This is a genomic window from Nocardia sp. Marseille-Q1738, assembly GCF_965283145.1.
Map to the genome: position 1 here is coordinate 135,016 of NZ_CBDIMS010000001.1, position 19,171 is coordinate 154,186.

The following is a 19,171-nucleotide window of genomic DNA, read 5'->3' on the forward strand; positions in this document are numbered from 1 at the left end:
GGCACGGGCGTACTTGTCGGCGGTTCGGTGCACACTGATGCCATGGCCCAGTTCTCCCGCGCGACCCAGGAGTGGTTCGACGGCGCGTTTCCCGCGCCCACGTCCGCTCAGCTGGGGGCGTGGCGGGCGATCGCGGCGGGCGAGCACACCCTCGTCATCGCACCGACCGGGTCGGGAAAGACGCTGTCCGCGTTTCTCTGGGCGATCGACCAGCTGGCTGCCCGGGAGCGGACCACCGAGCGAACCGGCACCTCGGTGCTGTACGTGTCGCCGCTGAAGGCGCTCGCCGTGGACGTGGAGCGCAATCTCCGGGCTCCGCTGGTCGGCATCACGCAGACCGCCAAGCGGCTGGGCGTCGAGCCGCCGGAGATCACCGTCGGGGTCCGTTCCGGCGACACCAGCGCCGCCGACCGGCGGTCCATGCTGCGCACCCCGCCGGACATCTTGATCACCACGCCGGAATCGCTGTTCCTCATGCTCACCTCGGCCGCGCGGGACACGCTGCGCGACGTGCGCACGGTGATCGTGGACGAGGTGCACGCGATCGCCGGTTCCAAACGCGGCGCGCACCTGGCACTGTCGCTCGCCCGGCTGGACCTGCTGACCGAGCGGCCCGCCCAGCGCATCGGCCTGTCCGCCACGGTCCGGCCACCGGAGGAAGTCGGGCGCTTCCTGGTCGGCGCCGCGCCGATCACACTGGTCGCGCCACCCGCGCCGAAGACGTTCGACCTGTCGGTGCGCGTGCCGGTCGCGGACATGACCGAGCCGGGCGACTCCGACCAGCCCGGATCGATCTGGCCGCACGTGGACGAAGCGATCGTCGAACTCGTCCTCGAGCACCGGTCCTCGATCGTGTTCGCCAACTCCCGCAGGCTGGCCGAGCGTCTCACCGCCCGGTTGAACGAGGCCTACGCGGCACGGCTGGGCGAGCCGGTGGAGACCGAACACAAACCGCCCGCCCAGCTCGGGGCATCCACCGAGGTGATCCACGGCGCTGGGCCGCTGCTGGCGCGGGCGCACCACGGCTCGGTCAGCAAAGAGCAGCGCGCGCTGATCGAAGACGATCTCAAAAGCGGGCGGCTGCGCTGCGTCGTCGCGACCAGCAGCCTGGAACTCGGCATCGATATGGGCGCGGTGGATCTCGTCGTGCAGGTGGAGGCGCCGCCCTCGGTGGCGAGCGGATTGCAGCGGATCGGGCGCGCCGGTCATCAGGTCGGCGAGATCTCCCGCGGGGTGATGTTCCCGAAGCACCGCACCGACGTCATCCACTGCGCGGTGGCGTCGCAGCGGATGACCGCGGGGCAGATCGAGGCGATCCAGATCCCGGCGCACCCGCTGGACATTCTCGCGCAGCAGACCGTCGCCGCGTGCGCGCTCGATCCGATCGACGTCGACGCGTGGTTCGATGTCGTGCGCGGCACGGGAAGTTATGCGTCGCTGCCGCGCTCGGCCTACGAATCGATACTCGACCTGCTCTCCGGGCGCTATCCCTCCGACGAGTTCGCTGAGCTGCGGCCCCGGCTGGTCTGGGACCGCGACGCCGGGACGCTCACCGGGCGGCCCGGCGCGCAACGCCTGGCCGTGACCTCCGGCGGCGCGATCCCCGACCGGGGCCTGTTCGCGGTGTACATGGTGGGCGAGAAGGCGTCGCGCGTCGGTGAACTCGACGAGGAGATGGTCTACGAGTCACGGGTCGGCGACGTGTTCGCGCTCGGGGCGACGAGCTGGCGGATCGAGGAGATCACCTTCGATCGGGTGCTGGTCACACCCGCGTTCGGGCAGCCGGGCCGGTTGCCGTTCTGGCACGGCGATGGGCTCGGGCGGCCCGCGGAGCTCGGTGCGGCGCTGGGTGAGTTCGTGCGCACGGTCGGGCAGCGGCTCGCGGCCGAACCGGACGGCGCGACCGGAACCCGGAAGGCAGCGCGGCGCAAGACAAGTGGGTCGGCCGGTTCGATGTCGCCTGATTCGGCGGCATCCGATCGCGCGGAAGCTGATTCGGTCGCGCTGGGTCCGGCCGAGCCCGGTCCGGCCGAGCCCGGTCCGGCCGAGCGCGATTCAGCCGAGCGCGATTCAGCCGAGCCCGGTTCGGCGGCGGCGCTCTCGGGCGCATCCGGCTCGGCGAATCGGTCTCGTGCGCAATCCGAGCGCGCCGGAGTCGAGCACGACCGGGCACAGGCTCCCGGTCCGCGTTCCTCCCGGCGAAAGTCCGGCAGCGCCGAATCCAGCACGGACCCAGCGCAAGACGGCGTCGCCCAGGTGCTGCGATCGGCCGGTCTGGACGACAACGCGACCGCGAACCTCCTCACGCTGCTGGACGACCAGCGCACCGCGACCGGGCATCTGCCCACCGACCGCACGCTGGTCGTGGAGCGGTTCCGCGACGAACTCGGCGACTGGCGGCTGGTCCTGCACTCGCCCTACGGACTGCCGGTGCACGCGCCATGGGCGCTGGCCGTCGGGGCGCGGCTGCGTGAGCGGTTCGGTGTGGAAGCCGCATCGAACGCCTCCGACGACGGAATCGTCGTGCGGCTGCCCGACACCACCGACGATCCGCCCGGCGCCGAGCTGTTCGTGTTCGAGTCCGACGAGATCGACGACATCGTCACCGAGCAAGTAGGCGGTTCGACGCTGTTCGCCTCCCGGTTCCGGGAGTGTGCGGCACGCGCCCTGCTGCTGCCCCGCCGCGATCCCGGCAAGCGTGCCCCGCTGTGGCAGCAGCGCCAGCGCTCGGCCCAGTTGCTCGACGTTGCGCGCAAGTTTCCCGAGTTCCCGATTCTTTTGGAGACGGTGCGCGAATGCCTGCGCGACGTCTACGATCTGCCGTCGCTGCGCGAGTTGCTCGGCCGGGTGGCGCGCCGCCAGGTGCGACTGGTCGAGGTGGAGACCGCGACGCCGTCACCGTTCGCGAACGCTCTGCTGTTCGACTACATCGGCCAATTCATGTACGACGGCGACAGCCCGCTGGCCGAGCGCCGCGCCGCGGCGCTGTCGCTCGACTCGGGCCTGCTCGCCGAGTTGCTCGGCCGGGTGGAGCTGCGCGAACTGCTCGATGCCGCGGTCATCGACCAGACCGAGCGAGAGCTGCAGCGGCTCACACCGGAGCGGCGCGCCAGGGACGCCGAGGGCTTGGCGGATCTGCTGCGGCTGCTCGGGCCGCTCACCGCCGCGGAGGCCGCCGAGCGCTGCGAAGAACACCCCGCGGAATGGTTCGCGAGCCTGGTGGCCGCGCGGCGGGCGCTGGAGGTGTCGTTCGCGGGCCGAACCTGGTGGGCGGCGGTGGAGGACGCGGCCCGCCTGCGTGACGCGTTGGGGGTTCCGCTGCCGATCGGAACGCCCGCGGCGTTCATCGAGCCGGTGGCCGATCCGCTCGGCGACCTGATCGGCCGCTACGCCCGCACACACGGGCCGTTCGGCACCGAGGCGGTCGCGGCCCGGTTCGGGCTCGGCACCGCCGTCGCCGCTTCCGCGCTGCACCGGCTCGTCGCCGAGAAACGCGTGGTGGAAGGCGAATTCACACCCGGAGCCGCCGGGTCGGAATGGTGTGACGCGCAGGTGCTGCGCCGACTGCGCCGCCGGTCGCTCGCCGCCGCACGGCACGAGGTCGAGCCGGTCTCCACCGCCGCGTTCGGCCGCTTCCTGCCGTCCTGGCAGCACATCGGCACCGGCGAACTGCGTGGCGTCGACGGCGTCGCGGCCGTCGTGGAACAGCTTGCCGGCGTGCCGATTCCGGCGTCGGCCTGGGAATCGTTGATTCTGCCAGCGCGGGTGCCGGACTACACGCCCGCCATGCTCGACGAACTGATGGCGACCGGCGAGGTGATCTGGTCCGGACATGGCGCCATCACCGCGAAGGACGGCTGGATCGCCCTGCACCTGGCCGACCAAGCCCCGTTCACGCTCGCCCCACCGGACGAGATAGATCTTTCGGACGTTCAGCTGCGGCTGCTCACGGCGTTGGGAGCGACCTTCGTGCCGTGGACACCTCTCGGCACCGCCGACACCCCGGCAGACCGGGAGCCCGTGCCGCTGGACGAGCCCGATCCATCGGCCAGCAGCACTGACGCGCGGACGGATTCGATCCGAAAGCGATCTCCCGGACGGGCGACACGGGTGGGCCGCGATCCGATCGAAGCTACCGATGGCGCAGCAGCCCAGGAGCCGGTACCGCTGGAGCAGGCCGGTCCCGCAGCGGTCGACGGCGATGGAGGGCATGCCGATTCGACCAAGCGTCGGTCCGGCGGACCGGGAACGGCTGGGACACAGCAGCTCGGTGGGACCCACCGGCTGGTCCCGGTCCCCCAGGGCGGCGGTGCGTTCTTCTTCCGGCAGCTGTCGGATGCCACCGGTCTCCTCGACGACTCCGCGGTGGCTACGGCGCTGTGGGAATTGGTCTGGGCAGGTTTGGTTTCCGGTGACACGTTCGCCCCGGTACGGGCGCTGCTGTCGGGAACGACGCGGAGCACCACCGCCCATCGCACACCGAGGCGCGCTCCCCGCGGCCGCGCCTACCTACCCAGGCCGAGCATGCCGACTCGTTCCGGTCCGCCTTCGGTAGCCGGACGGTGGTCGCTGCTGCCGGAGCGCGTCTCGGACAACACCGTGCGCGCGCACTCGACCGCGGATCTGCTTCTGGAGCGGTACGGGGTGCTGACCAGAGGATCGGTGCAGAACGAGGGCGTGCCGGGCGGATTCGCGCTGATGTACCGGGTGCTGACCGAATTCGAGGACCGCGGGCGGTGCCGCCGCGGGTATTTCGTCGACTCGCTCGGCGGCGCCCAGTTCTCCACCACCGATGTGGTGGACCGACTGCGCTCCTTCGACACCGAGCGAGCCCGTCCCGAGTCCAGGCAGCCGACCGGCACGGTGCTGGCACTGGCCGCCTGCGATCCCGCCAACCCGTACGGCGCCGCGCTGGCCTGGCCGAAGAGCGACGTCGAGGGTGGGCATCGTCCCGGACGCAAAGCCGGGGCTCTGGTCGTGCTCGTGGACGGGGAACTGGTCCTCTACCTGGAGCGGGGCGGCAAGACCCTGTTGACCTTCACCGAAGACCCCGACGCCCGCCGCGCCGCCGCACAGGCCCTAGCCGACCTGGTGCGGCACCGCCGCGTGGATTCGCTGGTCATCGACCGCGTCAACGGAGACACCGTGCACGGCAATACTTTCGCCGGGTTCCTCACCGAGGCGGGCTTCTCCACCACGCCGCGCGGCCTGCGCCTGCGGAGCCGCCCGTGAGTCCGGATGGTCTCTCAGGCGGCGGAAGCGTCGACGTCCGCGGTACGGCACCGGGGCCGCGCTATGCCTGAGGGTGACACCGTATTCCTCACCGCCAAGCGGCTTCGGGCCGCGTTGGTGGGAAAAGAGCTGACCCGCAGTGACTTTCGAGTGCCGCGATTTGCGACGCTGGACCTGCGCGGGCAAGTGGTCGAGAGCGTCGGCAGCTACGGCAAGCATCTTTTCGTCCGTACGCCGACCGTCAGTATCCACACGCACTTGAAGATGGAGGGCAGCTGGCGCGTGTTCCACTGCAGACAGCGCTGGACCAAACCACGGGTCGCCGCCCGGGTCGTGCTGAGCACCGAGGAAGTGGAAGCGGTCGGGTTCTCGCTGGGTACCGTCGACGTGGTGCGGGTCGGCGATGAACACCGGATCATCGGCCACCTCGGGCCGGATCTGCTCGGTCCGAATTGGGATGCGGCGGAAGCGGTCCGGCGGCTGCGGCGGTATCCGAACCAGCCGATCGGTGTCGCCGTGCTCGACCAGCGCAACCTCGCGGGCATCGGCAATATCTATCGCAGCGAGGTCTGCTTCCTCCGCCGCGTCCACCCCGCCACCCGAGTCGGCGACATCCCTGATCTGCTCGCCCTGGTCAACGAGGCGCACCGGGTACTGACCGAAGCCGTGGACAAACCCCCACGACGCACGCTGGCCTACGGCCGCACCCACCGTCCATGCCAACGCTGCGGCACACCGCTGAAGGCCGACCTGCTCGACTACACCGCACCCGATTACGACCGCGTGGTCCAGCGTGAACGCGGCATCTATTTCTGCCCGCGCTGCCAGCCCGTTCCGCCGATGTAGTCCGGCAGAGCCACGAAAAAGAGCATCAGCCTTCGGACGGCACCGGTTCCAGGATTTCCGGGCGGGGTTCGGGAGCCGCGATCCGCAGGGCGTCCGCGGAGGCGTCGTCGGGCTGGGTCTGCGAGTGGATTTCCGCGTCGACCCGCGCCTGATAGGTGTGGACCTCCCGGTCGATCTCCTCCTCGTCCCAGCCCAAGATCGGGGCGACCAGCCCGGCCACTTGCTCGGCACAGTTGGCGCCGCGGTGCGAATACTCGATCGAGATCCGGGTCCGCCGGGCCAGGATGTCGTCCAAGTGCAGCGCGCCCTCGGCCGCCGCCGCGTAGGCCGCCTCCACCTGCAAATAGGATGGCGCGTCCGTAATCGGTTGCAGCAGTTCTGGTTTGCCCTCGGCCAAAGCCATGACCTCATAGATCAGCGAGCCGTACCGGTCCAGGAGGTGCTTGATCCGGTAGGGATGCACACCGTACGTCTCGGCCAACTGCACCGTCTGGTTGACCAGCGCGAAGTAACCGTCCGCGCCGAGCAGCGGCACCTTCGCGGTGATCGACGGGGAGACCCGGGCCGGAATGTCCTGCGCCGCTTCGTCCACCGCGTCGTAGGCCATCACGCGATAGGTGGTGTACTTGCCGCCCGCGATGCCGACCAAGCCGGGCGCGACCCGGGCCACGGCGTGCTCACGCGACAGCTTGGAGGTCTCGTCGCTCTCCCCCGCCAGCAGCGGGCGCAGCCCCGCGTACACGCCGTCGATGTCCTCGGGTGTGAGCGGGGTGACCAGCACTTGGTTCACCCGTTCGAGCAGGTAGTCGATATCGGCCTTGGTGGCTGCCGGGTGCGCCAGGTCGAGGTTCCAGTCGGTGTCGGTGGTGCCGATGATCCAGTGCGTGCCCCACGGGATGACGAACAGCACCGAGGTAGCGGTGCGCAGGATGATCGCGGTGTCGCTGACGATCCGATCACGCGGCACCACGATGTGCACGCCTTTGGACGCCCGCACGTGGAACCGGCCCCGCTGATGCGACAGGGCCTGGACTTCGTCGGTCCACACGCCGGTCGCGTTGATCACGACATGTCCGCGGACCTCTCCGGTGCGCCCGTCCTCGGTGTCGCGCACCTTGACGCCGACCACCCGGTCGGACTCGCGCAGGAACCCCACCACCTGGGTGGAGGTGCGGATCACGGCGCTGTAGTGCGCTGCCGTGCGCGCCACCATCATGGTGTGGCGTGCGTCGTCGACGACCGTGTCGTAGTAGCTGACACCGCCGATCAGCGAGTCGCGCCGCAACCCCGGCGCCAGCCGCAACGCGCCCGCACGAGACAGATGCCGTTGACCGGGAACGGATTTCGCGCCGCCCATGGTGTCGTAGAGGACCAGCCCGGCGGCCACGTACGGACGCTCCCAGGCGCGACGGGTCAGCGGATAGAGAAAGCGCAGCGGCTTGACCAGGTGCGGCGCCAGGACGGACAGCGAAAGCTCGCGTTCCCGCAGCGCCTCGCGCACCAATCCGAACTCCAACTGTTCCAGATACCGCAGTCCGCCGTGGAACATCTTCGACGACCGGCTGGAGGTACCCGACGCGAGATCGCGAGCCTCGACCAGCGCGACCTGCAAACCCCTGGTCGCCGCGTCCAAGGCGATGCCGGCCCCCACTATCCCGCCGCCGACGACGACCACGTCGAAATGATCCTTGCCGAAGCGCTCCCAAGCCGTCGTGCGCTGCTCCGGGCCGAGGAACTGGGAATCCGGTTTGTTGGCCATGCTCGACTCCTCCCGCCGACGCGGATGTGTACGACCGAGCCTTCACCACCAGGCTAAAGCGTGTCGAACAACCTTGGTGAGGCTGGTCGGCACCGCCCTTCTCGGGCGTCGTCGGTTCAGGCTGCGGGAGCAGCGTGAACGTCGGTTCCCACGTCTTCCGGGCAGGTTTCACCGGCACACGTGGGGTGCTGGTCAGTGCCGTCCCGTCGGCGGGCGTTGGTGGCCCGGCCTCCTGCTCGGGGGTCCGGGGATCGGGGGTGGTCACGGTGGGTCTGGGCCCAGCGGGCGAGGTTGACCGCGGCGTTGAGGTCGCGGTCGGCTTCGTGTCCGCAGCTGCAAACGAACACCCGATCGGCGAGGGTGAGGGCATCGTTGACGACGCCGCAGGCCGAGCAGAGCTTGCTCGACGCATACCAGCGATCAGCGGCGACGAGGTCGCCGCCGCGCCATTGGGTCTTGTAGCGCAGCAGTCGGGCGAACTCGGCCCAACTCGCGTCGGAGATCGCGCGGGCGAGGCGGTGGTTGCGGAGCATTCCGGCCACGTTCAGGTCTTCGAGGACGAGCCGGTCGTGGGTCTTGACCAGCTCGCTTGAAACCGCGTGGAGGAAATGCCGGCGCACGTTGACGACGCGGTGATGGTGGCGGCCCAGCCGCGCTGCGGCCGCACGCCTGGTGTTCGATCCTTTCTGCTTGCGGGAGAGCTTTTTTGCCAGACGGCGTTGCCGGTGCATCCCGGCGGCGAGCGCCTTGGGAGCGGCGTCCACGCGGGCGACCGGGCGGCCGTCGCTGGTGGCGGCGACGAGAAACGCCGACAATCCCCGATCGATACCGACCCAGCCGCCGCGATCGGTCTCCTCGCGCGGTGCGTGGCGGTGGGCAGGGTGCAGATCTGCGGCCTCGACGTTGAGGCTGATCCACCAGCGTCCAGCACGGCGGGAGACGGTGGCGAACAGGATCTTCGCCCGCTGTCCGGCGAGCATGCGCCGCAACCGGCGGGTGTCGTCGTGGACCGCGACGGCGCCGATGCCAGGCAGGGTGATCGAGCGCGGGCGATCGTTGTCGCCGACCCGGATCGCCGGCCTGCCGGTTTTGGGGTGTTTGTTCCGCAGCCGGAACGACGGCACGGCCTCGGTCTTCTTCTTCAGCCTCGGGAAGCCGACCCGGCGGCCCTTGCGCTTGCCCGACCGAGAGCCCGACCACGCGGCCAGGGCGCGCCCGCAGTCCACCGCGGCTTCCTCGAACACCTGCTGGCAGACCTGGTTGCGCCACGACAACCCGGTGACGAGCAGCTGGGCGCAGCCGGAGGCGTCGACGGCGAACACGCGACCCGCAGCCTCGGTCTTCTTCCAGGCGTTGAACCTGTTGATCAGGTCGAACCCGGACCACGGCACGTCCACGCCGGGATCGATTTTGCGAGAGGTGAGCGCGGTTTTCACCATGCGCAGGCACTGGTTGAACGCGAACCGGGCCGCACCCACGTGCCGAGACAGCACAGCCCGCTGCTCGACCGTCGGGTCGAGACAGAACCGGAACGTGGTGTGCCTGCTCATAACCGCCGTAGTCTCGCACACAACACCGACACCGACCGCTGCTCAACGCCGGTGTGTCGGCGGGCCGCACGTCGTTGAAGGCGATGTGACCCACGTCCTTGTCGACTCCGGCGAAGGTGGACGGCGGCATGGTCGGCAACGACCTGCTCATGCAGTTCCAGTCCGACATCCTCGACGTGCCCGTGGTGCGTCCGGTGGTCAACGAGACCACCGCGCTCGGCGCGGCGTACGCGGCCGGGCTCGCCGTCGGCTACTGGTCGGGCACCGACGACATCCGGGCGAACTGGGCCGCCGACAAGACCTGGCACCCCGCCATGCCGGACGCGGACCGGGACGCACACCTCGCGGCGTGGAACAAGGCGGTCGAGCGCACCTACGACTGGGTCGGCTGAGCGTTCCCGACAGCGTCCGCCAGCCGGTCGATAGCCAGTTCCAGCGTCGCCGCGTCGGACGTGGTGAAGCACATCCGCATCGAGTTGCGGTACCCGCCGTCGACCGCGAACGCGGAACCGGGCACGTAGGCGACGCCGGATTCGAGCGCACGCGGCAGGAGCTGGCCGGTGTCGGTGCCGTCGGTGAAATCGGCCCAGACGAACATGCCGCCGGCGGCGTCGCTGCACCGCACGCGGTCCCCGAGCCGGGTGCGCGTCGCGTGCACGAGCGTCTTCGCCCGCTCGCCGTAGACCGCGCGGACGTGGTCGACATGGCCGGCGAGCCACGCCGTGTCGGCGAGCAGGTCGGCGGCAATCTGCTGGGTGAGCGCCGACCCGCACAGGTCCGCCCCCTGTTTGAGCAGTTCGACCGCGCGGCAGACCGGTTCGGGCGCGACCATCCAGCCGACGCGCAGGCTCGGCGAGAGGATCTTCGACGCGCTCGAAAGCCGGATGACGTTGCGGCAGTACGACGCCACCGGAGCAGGTGCGGGGCTGTCGAACCACAGCTCACCGTACGGATCGTCCTCGATCACCCAGAAGCCGTGCCGCTCGGCCAGCCGCGCCAGTTCCGCGCGGCGCCGCGGGCTCATCGTCACGCCGCCTGGATTGTGGAAATTGCTCACCGTGTGGACCACGGCCGGGCGCTCGCCCCCCGCGATCAGCTCGGCGACGGCCTCGGTGCGCATACCCTCGTCGTCCAACGGCACCGCGGCGATACGCGCTCCCGCGGCCCGGAAGACTTGCAGCGCACCGACATACGCCGGATCCTCGACCACGACCAGCGCGCCCGGGTCGAGCAGCACCTCGGCCAGCAGCGACAATGCCTGCTGCGAACCGTGCGTCACGAACACCTCGGCGAGTTGCACCGGGCGGCCGATTCGCGCCGACTCCCGGTGGGCGAGCACCTCGCGCAGTGGCGTCCACCCGGTCGACTCGGTGTACTGCAGGCAGCCGTTGTGGCTCAGCGCCGCGTCCGCGGCCGCGGCCAGACGCTCGCGCGGCATGAGCTCGGCGTCCGGCAGGCCCCCGGCCAGGCTCACGATATCGGCACGCGAGGTCAGCTTCAGAAGATCACGGATCGCCGAGCTCCGCAGGCCCTCCAGTTTGCCTGCCAGCGGTGGGATGGTCGGCGACATGGGAAACCTCCGGGGGACGCCGCGGGACGCGATATCCCACTGTCGCACATCGCCACCAGATTCCGGAATATTCATCCCATGATCTGGGAGGCGACGAAACGCCTGGCGAAGTTACCGCTTCGCGATGACGAAGACCAGTTTCCTGCCGTCCCGGTCGACGGTCGTGACACGCTGCGGGTACACGATCGTCGTGCCGTCGGGCCGATGCTCGGTCAGATCGACGTCGAAGGTGTCCTGGCCTGTCTCGGTGATCCGCACGCAGTGCGTCGTCCCCACCGGGATCTGCTCGTCGATGGCCTGCTGAAGGACTGCCGCGGTCGAGAAATCGGCGTCCGCCGCCACGAACGACCTGGCCAGTTCCCCGTTGCGCGCGACATAGAACGCGTTCTGGAACCCGAGAATGGCCCCGGCCCCGCTTTCGGTGTCGCCGGGTCCGTTGCCGATGGTCACCGTGCCGTCCTTGCGGGACGGGCAGCTCAATGCCGCTGTCGTGCCGACGGCACTCGGAGCGGCGCTGCTGTCGCCGTTGTCGCGGGAGACCCCGATGATCGTCACCGTCAGCGCGATCAGCACCACGACCGCCGCGAGCGACCCGAGCACGACCCATCTCCGCCGCGAGGAGCCGGAACGTCGCGCTGGCGCCGGCGTCGAGGGGACGCGCAGCGCCAACCGCATGGCGATCGGGTCCTCGGCCCAGGACAGGCCGGAGTCGGACGGCTCAGGCGGCTTCGGCACGCCGCCTTCGGCGGTCGGCTGATTCCACCACGTGTCCCGCTCGCTGCCGGTGGCCTGCGGGCGGGCTGCCTCCGCGGCGGGCTGCTCCGGCGGCACGGGCGGGGATGGCCGTTCGGTGTAGACCGTGGCATCCGGCGCGCGATACTGCGGGGCCGGTGCGGGCGTCGGCTCCGGCTCACCCGCGGGGCGCCAGGTGAGTTCGGGGTGGTCGGTGGGCTGCTGCGGGACCTGCCAACTCGGGCCGGTGTCGGCGCCCATCGGTGGACCGAATTCCGAAATGGCCGGCCCGAATTCGGAAACCGGCGGCCCGAACTCCCCCAGCGGCGGGCCGAACTCCGACCCGGACCGGTCGGATTCGTTCTCCCTCGCATCACCCTCGGAGGTCACACCCAATCCTTTCCCAGGACACACGAGTGGGGCGGTCGTGAACGACCGCCCCACCCGTCGAGATCAGCTCGTGTCAGTACTGGAGCGAACCACCCCACTGGGCGGTCACACCAGCGACGTCGACGGTCTGCGGAGCGATATCGCCCGACTGAAGCGGAAGCTTAACCTGTGCGGCTGCCTCGAGTGCGGCCGCGCCGCCCGGCTGCTGCCGGATCCAATCCTCCACCGCGGCCTTGGCCAGGTTCAGCTGCGTGGTGTCGACAACCGCGGTGCTGTTGTTGTCGGCCAGGCCCTCGCCACCGGTGTAGGTGGTGAGCTTGACGGTGTTCTTGTCGACGAACTCCACCGAGACGCCCGCTTCGCCCTGACCGGTCGGCGTGCGGTAGCCGATGGTGCCGACGTAACCGGCCTCGTTGCTGAAGTGATGGGTGTTGGCCACGTAGCCCGGCAGCAGCCGGTTGCCATCGATGTTCGCGCCGATCTCCGCGTGCGGACCGCTCATCTCCACGACCGGGGCGGGCGGGGCGGTCTCCAGGCGCGGCGCCTGCCAACGCGGCTGCGGCTGCACCAGCGTGGAGCTATCCGGCTGCTGCGCCTGGGCGTTCTCGCCGCCTTGCGTGCCCGGCCGCGGGGCGGCCTGCTCACCGGGCTGCGGGGCCGCCTGCTGCCCAGGTTGCGGGGCGGCCTGATCCGGAACCACCGCGGGCTGCGGCTCGCCCGGCTGCTGGCCGGGGACCGGCAGCGGCGCGACACGCGGGGTGCTCACACCCGGCTGCGTCGGACTGGCCAGTCGCGGGTCCTTCTGGTCGGGCGCGGCGTGGTCTTGGTCCGGAGTGGTGACGCCGGGCTGGCTCGGCGTCGGCTTGCTCTCCGGCTTCTGCGGATCCTGCTTGGACTCCGGCTTGTTCGGTTCCGCCTGAGTGGTCTCCGGGGTGCTCGGCGACTCGGTCACGCCCGGCTGCGTCGGCTGATCGTTGGGAGCCGCCCCCGCCGGCGCCGCGAAGAGAGTGGCCACTGCGGCCGCTGTGGCCAGTGGCAACGAGGTGCTCGCCATCGCTCGCTGCGCCCGACTCGGCTTACGATGTTTCACTTTTCGCAATTCCCTTCCGGGTGCGGCTGGTCGGCCGCATTCAGTTGTCCCTGGTGAGACGCCCGATCGTCGAACGACCCGAATCGTTCGCCGTGCCGATTTGGAAAGGAACCCATCCCCCCGCACCGAACCTCGCGACCGCCCTCCGATCGCATCTCTGTCGAGGAGTGAACCACATGTGCGCACAATGAGCAACGCGGCGAATAACCAAGGGTGGCAAGCTCACCCGTGCCGCACGGCAGCCCCATGTTCGCGGGGCATGATGTCCGATATCGGACACGGCACACCGCGCGTCAGGCCGACGTCAATCCAGATCGTCGTGCCGCATCAGCAAACGGGCCGCCTCGGTCACCGACCCGGTCAGCGACGGGTAGACCGAGAAGGTCTGGGCCAGGTCGTTCACCGTCAGATTGTTCTGCACCGCAAGCGCGATCGGCAGAATCAGTTCCGAGGCGATCGGCGCGACGACCACGCCGCCGATCACCACACCGGTCGCGGGACGGCAGAAGATCTTGACGAAACCGCGCCGCAGCCCGGACATCTTGGCGCGCGGGTTGGTGTTCAGCGGCAGCATCACCGTGCGCGCGGGCACCTCGCCGTTATCGATCGCGGTCTGGCTGACCCCGACCGTCGCGATCTCCGGCCGGGTGAACACGGCGGAGGCAACGGTCTTCAAACGAATCGGGCTGACGCCCTCGCCGAGTGCGTGGTACATCGCGATGCGTCCCTGCATCGCGGCCACCGAGGCCAGCGGCAGCAGACCGGTGCAGTCGCCTGCGGCGTAGATACCCGGCACCGACGTGCGCGACACGCGGTCAACCCGCAGATAACCGCCGCGGTCGAGTTCGATGCCGACCCGGTCCAGCCCGAGCCCGTCGGTATTGGGTGTGGAGCCGACGGTCATCAGCGCATGCGTGCCGGAAACCGTGCGGCCGTCGGACAACTTGACCACGATGCCTTCGGCGGTGCGCTGCACCGCGTCCGCGCGCGCGTGCTTGACCAGTTCGACGCCGCGCTCGGCGAGCGCGTCCTCCAGCACGAGCGCCGCGTCGGCGTCCTCGCCGGGCAGCACGCGGTCGCGGCTGGAGACCAGCTTCACCCGCACGCCCATTTCGGTATACGCGGAGACGAACTCGGCGCCCGTCACGCCGGAGCCGACCACCACCAAGGTCTCCGGCAGCTCCTCCAGGTCGTAGAGCTGACGCCAGTTGAGAATGCGCTCGCCGTCCGGTTCGGCGCCGGGCAGCACGCGAGGGCTGGCACCGGTGGCGATCAACACCACCTCGGCCTCGATGGTCTGCTGCGCGCCGTCGGCCAGCTTGGCGAGCACCCGGTGCGCGGCCAGACCACTGGCGCCATCGATCAGCTCGCCGCGGCCGGACAGCACCGTCACCCCGACGGTCTGCAGCTTCGAGCGGATATCCGAGGACTGCGCCAGCGCCAGCGCCTTCACGCGCGCGTTCACCTCGGGCAGCTGGACGTGCGCCTGGTTCGGGTCGAGGGTGATCCCGAGATCGCGGGCGCGGCGCAGGTCGGTGCGCACCCCGGTCGAGGCGATGAACGTCTTGGAGGGGACGCAGTCCCACAGCACACACGCCCCGCCGATGCCGTCGGAATCGATCAGCGTCACCGACGCACCGTGCTGGGCCGCCACCAGCGCCGCCTCGTAGCCGGCCGGTCCACCACCGATGATCGCGATGCGGGTCATTGATACCTCCGCTCGTGCTTCGCGCCGGGATCTCCGGCACATGTCAACGTTATCCGGCAACCACCTCGCACTTCCGACCGCGTTACCGGTGTGCGGCAGTTCCCCGCGCCGCGCCGCAGGTGCGGCAATCGAACGCGGTCGGTGAAGGTTATTGGCTACCCTTTGCTGGTGCCGATCTATGCCGCCTACGGGTCCAACATGGACGCAACGCAGATGCTCGAGCGCTGTCCGCACTCACCCATGTCCGGGACGGGCTGGTTGGAGGGCTGGCGGCTCACCTTCGCCGGTGACGACATCGGCTGGGAAGGGCCTCTCGCGACGGTCGTCGAGGACCCGGGTTCCCGGGTGTTCGTCGTGCTCTACGACGTGTCCCCGGAGGACGAGCAGCGGCTGGACCGCTGGGAGGGGTCGGACTTCGGTATCCACAAGAAGATCCGCCTGCGGGTCACCCGCGACGCCGACGGCGACAGCGACCCCACCCTCGCCTGGCTCTACGTGCTGGACGCCTACGAGGGCGGCCTGCCATCGGCCCGCTACCTCGGCGTGATCGCGGACGCGGCCGAAAAGGCAGGCGCGCCAGCGGATTACGTGCACGAGCTACGGACCAGAAACAGCCGCAACGTGGGGCCGGGCAACTTCGGCTGACACGCGGTCCACGCCAGACGACAGCGGAGTGGTCGAACTTCCCGTTCGGCCACTCCACTATCCGATCAACGCACCCCCAGGCCGGTCGGTGCGAGGCCATCGAGCACCGTTCGCGGCCCGTCTCGCGTCCGAGCGGGCGAAGCGCATGCGCCGCAGGCGCGAGTCTCGCCCGCACCGCTCACCCGATCACTACTGAACAACCATGTAACAACCGAATCCCACCCAGCCCCGTCGGGTGCGAGTCTTACGAGCACCGTTCGCGGCCCGTCTCGCGTCCGAGCGGGCGAAGCGCATGCGCCGCAGGCGCTGGAAATCAGACAGAGAGCACGATATTGCTCAGTACCCGGACACCGACCGCGAGCGCCCGCTCGTCGATGTCGAAGGTCGGCTGGTGCAGATCCAGCTGTTCGCCTTCGCCGGACCAGACACCGAGGCGGGCCATCGCGCCCGGCACCTCTTCCAGGTACCAGGAGAAGTCCTCGCCGCCCCCGGATTGCATGGTGTCCGACAGCGCGTCGGGACCGAGGGCGCGGATCGCGTCCTCGAACATGCGGGTGGAGTGCTCCTCGTTGACCACGGGCGGCACGCCGCGCCGGTAGTTGAGCTGGTACCGCACGCCGGTCGGGGCGAGCAGCCCGTCGACGATCTCGCGCACCATCGGCTCCAGCAGCGACCAGGTGTCGTGATCGCCGGTGCGGATCGTGCCGGTGAGCATGCCGGTCTGCGGAATCGCGTTCGGCGCCTTGCCCGCGCTCACCGCGCCCCACACCATCACGGTGCTGGTGCGCGGGTCGATGCGGCGGCTCAGCAGGCCGGGCAGGCCGGTGATCACCGTGCCGATCGCGTAGACCAGGTCGCTGGTCAGGTGCGGGCGTGAGGTATGGCCGCCCGGTGAGTCGAGTACCAGCTCGATGGTGTCGGCCGCCGAGGTGATCGCGCCGACGCGGATGCCGACCCGGCCCACCTCCAGACGGGGATCACAGTGCAGCGCGAAGATCCGCTCGACGCCCGCCATCGCACCGGTGGCGACCACATCGATCGCACCGCCCGGCATGATCTCCTCGGCGGGCTGGAAGACCAGCCGCACACCCACCGGCAGCTCGGGCACCTCGGCCAGGGCCAGGGCCGTGCCGAGCAGGATCGTGGTGTGCGCGTCGTGGCCGCACGCATGCGACACGCCCGGCACGGTGGAGGCGAAGCTCAGTCCGGTGAACTCCTGCAGGGGCAGCGCATCCATGTCGGCGCGCAGACCGATCCGGCGCCCCTCCGGCCCGATATCACAGATGAGCCCGGTGCCGCCGGGAAGTACCTGCGGCGCCAGGCCCGCCTTGGTCAGCCATGCCGAGACGAACTCTGTGGTGCCGAACTCGGTGCGGGACAGTTCCGGGTTGGCGTGGATATGCCGTCGCCACTGGACCAGGTCGACCGTGTGATCGGCCAGCCACGACTCCACCACTTCCCGCCCGGACCGCCTGGTCTCCGACACCGCGGAACTCCCGAGGCCTTCCGTGACGACGCGGGCGCCCGCGGTCGGAACCGTCGCCTGCGCCGCCGAACGGCCGGATGTGCTCACCGAATGTCCTCCTGTCGTTGAACTAGCCGTTGCAACAACCTGTCTCTATGGATGTCATCGCGTGCGACCCCGACCGCGGTACGCGCGAGCGCGAGCGCACCGTCGACGACCGCACGATCGGCCGAGGCGTTGACGCTCGCCGCGGCGAAGCCTGGCTGATGTGTCACCGCACCACCGGCATCGATGCCGATGACCGGGTGAATGCCCGGAATGACATTGGTCACGTTGCCCATGTCCGTGCTGCCCAGCGGCCGCTGCGCCTCGAGTTCCGGGGCGAGCGGCACGCGTCCCAATCCGATGATCTGCTCGCGATAGGCGAACAATAACTCCGGATCCGGGGTCAACTCGGTGTACGTCGGCGCGAGCGTCCGGATTTCGTGGGTGCAGCCGGTCGCGAGGGCGCCCGCCTCGAAGCAAGCCGACGCTCGTCGCGTCAGATCGTCGAGGGATGCGGAGTCGACTGCGCGTAGGTAATACAGCAGTTCCGCACGTCCGGGCACGATGTTGGGAGCTACGCCACCCTCGCCGACTATACCGTGCAGTTGCTGGCCCGGCAGGAGATGTTGTCGCAGCAACCCGAGAGCGACCTGCGCGACGGTGACCGCGTCACCCGCGTTGCGGCCTTGCTCGGGGGCCGCGCTGGCGTGCGCCTCGCGCCCGTGGAAGACCACCGACACGTCGGCCAGCGCCAGCGAGCGGGCCCCCACGATGTCGAGCGGACCCGGGTGCACCATCATCGCCATCGCGACGTCGTCGAACACTCCGCGCTCCAGCATCAGCACCTTGCCGCCGCCGCTCTCCTCGGCGGGCGTGCCGAACACCAGCACGGTGATGCCGAGCGCGTCGGCGACCTCGGCCAGGCCCAGCGCCGCACCCACCGAGGAAGCGGCGATGATGTTGTGGCCGCAAGCGTGCCCGATCTCGGGCAACGCGTCGTATTCGGCGCAGAGGCCCACCGTGAGCGGCCCGCTGCCGTAGCTGGCGCGAAACGCCGTCGGCAGGTCCGCGATACCGGTCTCGATCTGGAAACCGCGCTCGGCCAGCGGGGCGATGGTCTTGGCGACGCTACGCGTCTCCTCGAACGCCAGCTCCGGTTCCGCGTGGATCGCGTGTGAGAGCGCGATCAGTTCGGCGGACGCCGCGGTGATCGCCGCGTCGCTGCGACCAGCCGCGTCGGCGTCCGAGCACACAGCGTGGTCATCGCGGTGCGATTGGTCGCTGCGCGGTGGTGGCATGCAACACAGTCTCGCACTGTGTGAGCAAACCGGCTCTGTTTGCTACCGCGGAGGGCGGGTCAGCCGAAGGCCAGGTTCTCCGGTGTGGTCGGTACCGCCAGTCCGGCCAGCGCCTTCGCGTGCAGCGCACGCTTGATCACCGGCAGGTTCGGCTTGCGGTTGCCCGCCAGGGCGGCCGCCCGCTCGACAGCGGTCGCGACCAGCGCGGAGGCGTCCGCCTTGCCGTCCACGATGCCCGCGGCGATCGCCTCGTCGGCCGGGTAGCGGTGACCCGTGGTCATCGCCTGCACGCAGACCTGGTTGCTCAGCCGCTCGGTGAGCAGGGCGTTCATGCCGATGGTGAACGGCATGCCGAGGTGCACCTCGGGCAGGCAGTAGAAGCCGCGGTCGGCGCGCATCACCCGGAAGTCGTGCGAGGTGGCCAGCATCGCGCCCGCGCCGAAGGCGTGGCCGTTGATCGCCGCGACGGTCGGCAGCGGGAAGCCGAGCAGGCGGGTGTAGAGCGAATGCACGCGGTCGAGGTAGCCGTGGATCTTGTCCATGTTGGGGAACAGCCAATCGGTGTCCAGGCCGTTGCTGTAGAACTTGCCGGTCGCGGTGGTCACCAGCGCGGCGGGACCCTCGGAGCTCTCGACCTTGTCCAGCAGCGCGTGGAATTCGTCGATCCAGTCCGGGTGGAAGCGGTTCTCACTGTCGGTCTGTCCCTCGGCCCCGAGGTAGAGGACGAAAACTTCCCCTTGGCGTTCCAGATACGGCATGGGGGCAGCGTATCCGGCGGCCACGGAACGTCCTACTCGCGGGTAGGGCTCGAGTGTCACCCCCGTGGCGTCATCTCCCCTGG

General features: G+C 69.8%; 12 protein-coding genes and 1 pseudogene. 4 read left to right on the forward strand and 9 right to left on the reverse strand.

The features are described from left to right. Positions 1 to 42: 42 nt before the first annotated feature. Both ACWPXK_RS00665 and ACWPXK_RS00670 read left to right on the forward strand, forming a co-directional pair. Complete coding sequence (locus ACWPXK_RS00665; RefSeq protein ID WP_454194072.1) at positions 43 to 5,232, forward strand: Lhr family ATP-dependent helicase; 5,190 nt, start codon at positions 43 to 45, stop codon at positions 5,230 to 5,232. Positions 5,233 to 5,295: 63 nt separating this feature from the next. Beyond that, complete coding sequence (locus tag ACWPXK_RS00670) at positions 5,296 to 6,078, forward strand: Fpg/Nei family DNA glycosylase (protein ID WP_454194073.1); 783 nt, start codon at positions 5,296 to 5,298, stop codon at positions 6,076 to 6,078. 25 nt (positions 6,079 to 6,103) lie between these two features. On the opposite strand, the gene ACWPXK_RS00675 is transcribed toward ACWPXK_RS00670, so the two are convergent. Both ACWPXK_RS00675 and ACWPXK_RS00680 read right to left on the reverse strand, forming a co-directional pair. Continuing rightward, complete coding sequence (locus tag ACWPXK_RS00675) at positions 6,104 to 7,837, reverse strand: glycerol-3-phosphate dehydrogenase/oxidase (RefSeq protein WP_454194074.1); 1,734 nt, start codon at positions 7,835 to 7,837, stop codon at positions 6,104 to 6,106. Positions 7,838 to 7,953: 116 nt separating this feature from the next. Further along, on the reverse strand, positions 7,954 to 9,387 hold the full coding sequence (locus ACWPXK_RS00680; RefSeq protein ID WP_454194075.1) for an RNA-guided endonuclease InsQ/TnpB family protein: 1,434 nt from the start codon (positions 9,385 to 9,387) through the stop codon (positions 7,954 to 7,956). 113 nt (positions 9,388 to 9,500) lie between these two features. On the opposite strand from ACWPXK_RS00680, the pseudogene ACWPXK_RS00685 reads away from it, so the two are divergent. Continuing rightward, positions 9,501 to 9,779 (forward strand): annotated as a pseudogene (locus tag ACWPXK_RS00685) (FGGY-family carbohydrate kinase); the annotation flags it as partial. Here ACWPXK_RS00685 and ACWPXK_RS00690 read toward each other — a convergent pair. The 4 genes from ACWPXK_RS00690 to ACWPXK_RS00705 all read right to left on the reverse strand — a co-directional run bounded on the left by ACWPXK_RS00690 (position 9,761) and on the right by ACWPXK_RS00705 (position 14,877). After that, positions 9,761 to 10,957 (reverse strand): aminotransferase-like domain-containing protein, encoded by a 1,197-nt coding sequence (locus ACWPXK_RS00690; RefSeq protein WP_454194076.1) that lies wholly within the window; start codon positions 10,955 to 10,957, stop codon positions 9,761 to 9,763. The pseudogene ACWPXK_RS00685 and the gene ACWPXK_RS00690 sit on opposite strands and share 19 nt — an antisense overlap. Before the next feature lie 111 nt (positions 10,958 to 11,068). Then, entirely contained in the window at positions 11,069 to 12,079 is a 1,011-nt protein-coding gene (locus ACWPXK_RS00695) for a hypothetical protein (RefSeq protein ID WP_454194077.1), read from the reverse strand. Between the two features lie 73 nt (positions 12,080 to 12,152). Continuing rightward, entirely contained in the window at positions 12,153 to 13,031 is an 879-nt protein-coding gene (locus ACWPXK_RS00700) for a hypothetical protein (protein WP_454194078.1), read from the reverse strand. A 442-nt stretch (positions 13,032 to 13,473) separates the two neighbouring features. Beyond that, positions 13,474 to 14,877, reverse strand: coding sequence for an NAD(P)H-quinone dehydrogenase (locus ACWPXK_RS00705; protein ID WP_454194079.1), 1,404 nt, complete (start codon positions 14,875 to 14,877; stop codon positions 13,474 to 13,476). A 168-nt stretch (positions 14,878 to 15,045) separates the two neighbouring features. On the opposite strand from ACWPXK_RS00705, the gene ACWPXK_RS00710 reads away from it, so the two are divergent. Then, complete coding sequence (locus ACWPXK_RS00710) at positions 15,046 to 15,522, forward strand: gamma-glutamylcyclotransferase (RefSeq protein ID WP_454194080.1); 477 nt, start codon at positions 15,046 to 15,048, stop codon at positions 15,520 to 15,522. Positions 15,523 to 15,835: 313 nt separating this feature from the next. Here ACWPXK_RS00710 and ACWPXK_RS00715 read toward each other — a convergent pair whose 3' ends face one another. The 3 genes from ACWPXK_RS00715 to ACWPXK_RS00725 all read right to left on the reverse strand — a co-directional run bounded on the left by ACWPXK_RS00715 (position 15,836) and on the right by ACWPXK_RS00725 (position 19,088). Then, a complete protein-coding gene (locus ACWPXK_RS00715; RefSeq protein WP_454195383.1) occupies positions 15,836 to 16,975 on the reverse strand; it encodes a M20 family metallopeptidase in 1,140 nt (379 codons plus the stop codon). A 116-nt stretch (positions 16,976 to 17,091) separates the two neighbouring features. Then, the gene (locus ACWPXK_RS00720; RefSeq protein ID WP_454194081.1) at positions 17,092 to 18,330 is read right to left on the reverse strand and encodes a M20 family metallopeptidase; all 1,239 of its coding nucleotides are present in this window, start codon (positions 18,328 to 18,330) and stop codon (positions 17,092 to 17,094) included. A 59-nt stretch (positions 18,331 to 18,389) separates the two neighbouring features. Further along, the gene (locus ACWPXK_RS00725) at positions 18,390 to 19,088 is read right to left on the reverse strand and encodes an enoyl-CoA hydratase-related protein (RefSeq protein WP_454194082.1); all 699 of its coding nucleotides are present in this window, start codon (positions 19,086 to 19,088) and stop codon (positions 18,390 to 18,392) included. Positions 19,089 to 19,171 lie beyond the last annotated feature (83 nt).

Excerpts from the sequence above, each read along its gene's own strand:
- ACWPXK_RS00670 (WP_454194073.1), top strand. The coding sequence starts at position 5,296 with ATGCCTGAGGGTGACACCGTATTCCTCACCGCCAAGCGGCTTCGGGCC.
- ACWPXK_RS00680 (WP_454194075.1), bottom strand. The coding sequence starts at position 9,387 with ATGAGCAGGCACACCACGTTCCGGTTCTGTCTCGACCCGACGGTCGAG.
- ACWPXK_RS00665 (WP_454194072.1), top strand. The coding sequence starts at position 43 with ATGGCCCAGTTCTCCCGCGCGACCCAGGAGTGGTTCGACGGCGCGTTT.
- ACWPXK_RS00720 (WP_454194081.1), bottom strand. The coding sequence starts at position 18,330 with ATGCCACCACCGCGCAGCGACCAATCGCACCGCGATGACCACGCTGTG.
- ACWPXK_RS00675 (WP_454194074.1), bottom strand. The coding sequence starts at position 7,837 with ATGGCCAACAAACCGGATTCCCAGTTCCTCGGCCCGGAGCAGCGCACG.
- ACWPXK_RS00705 (WP_454194079.1), bottom strand. The coding sequence starts at position 14,877 with ATGACCCGCATCGCGATCATCGGTGGTGGACCGGCCGGCTACGAGGCG.
- ACWPXK_RS00725 (WP_454194082.1), bottom strand. The coding sequence starts at position 19,088 with ATGCCGTATCTGGAACGCCAAGGGGAAGTTTTCGTCCTCTACCTCGGG.
- ACWPXK_RS00690 (WP_454194076.1), bottom strand. The coding sequence starts at position 10,957 with ATGTCGCCGACCATCCCACCGCTGGCAGGCAAACTGGAGGGCCTGCGG.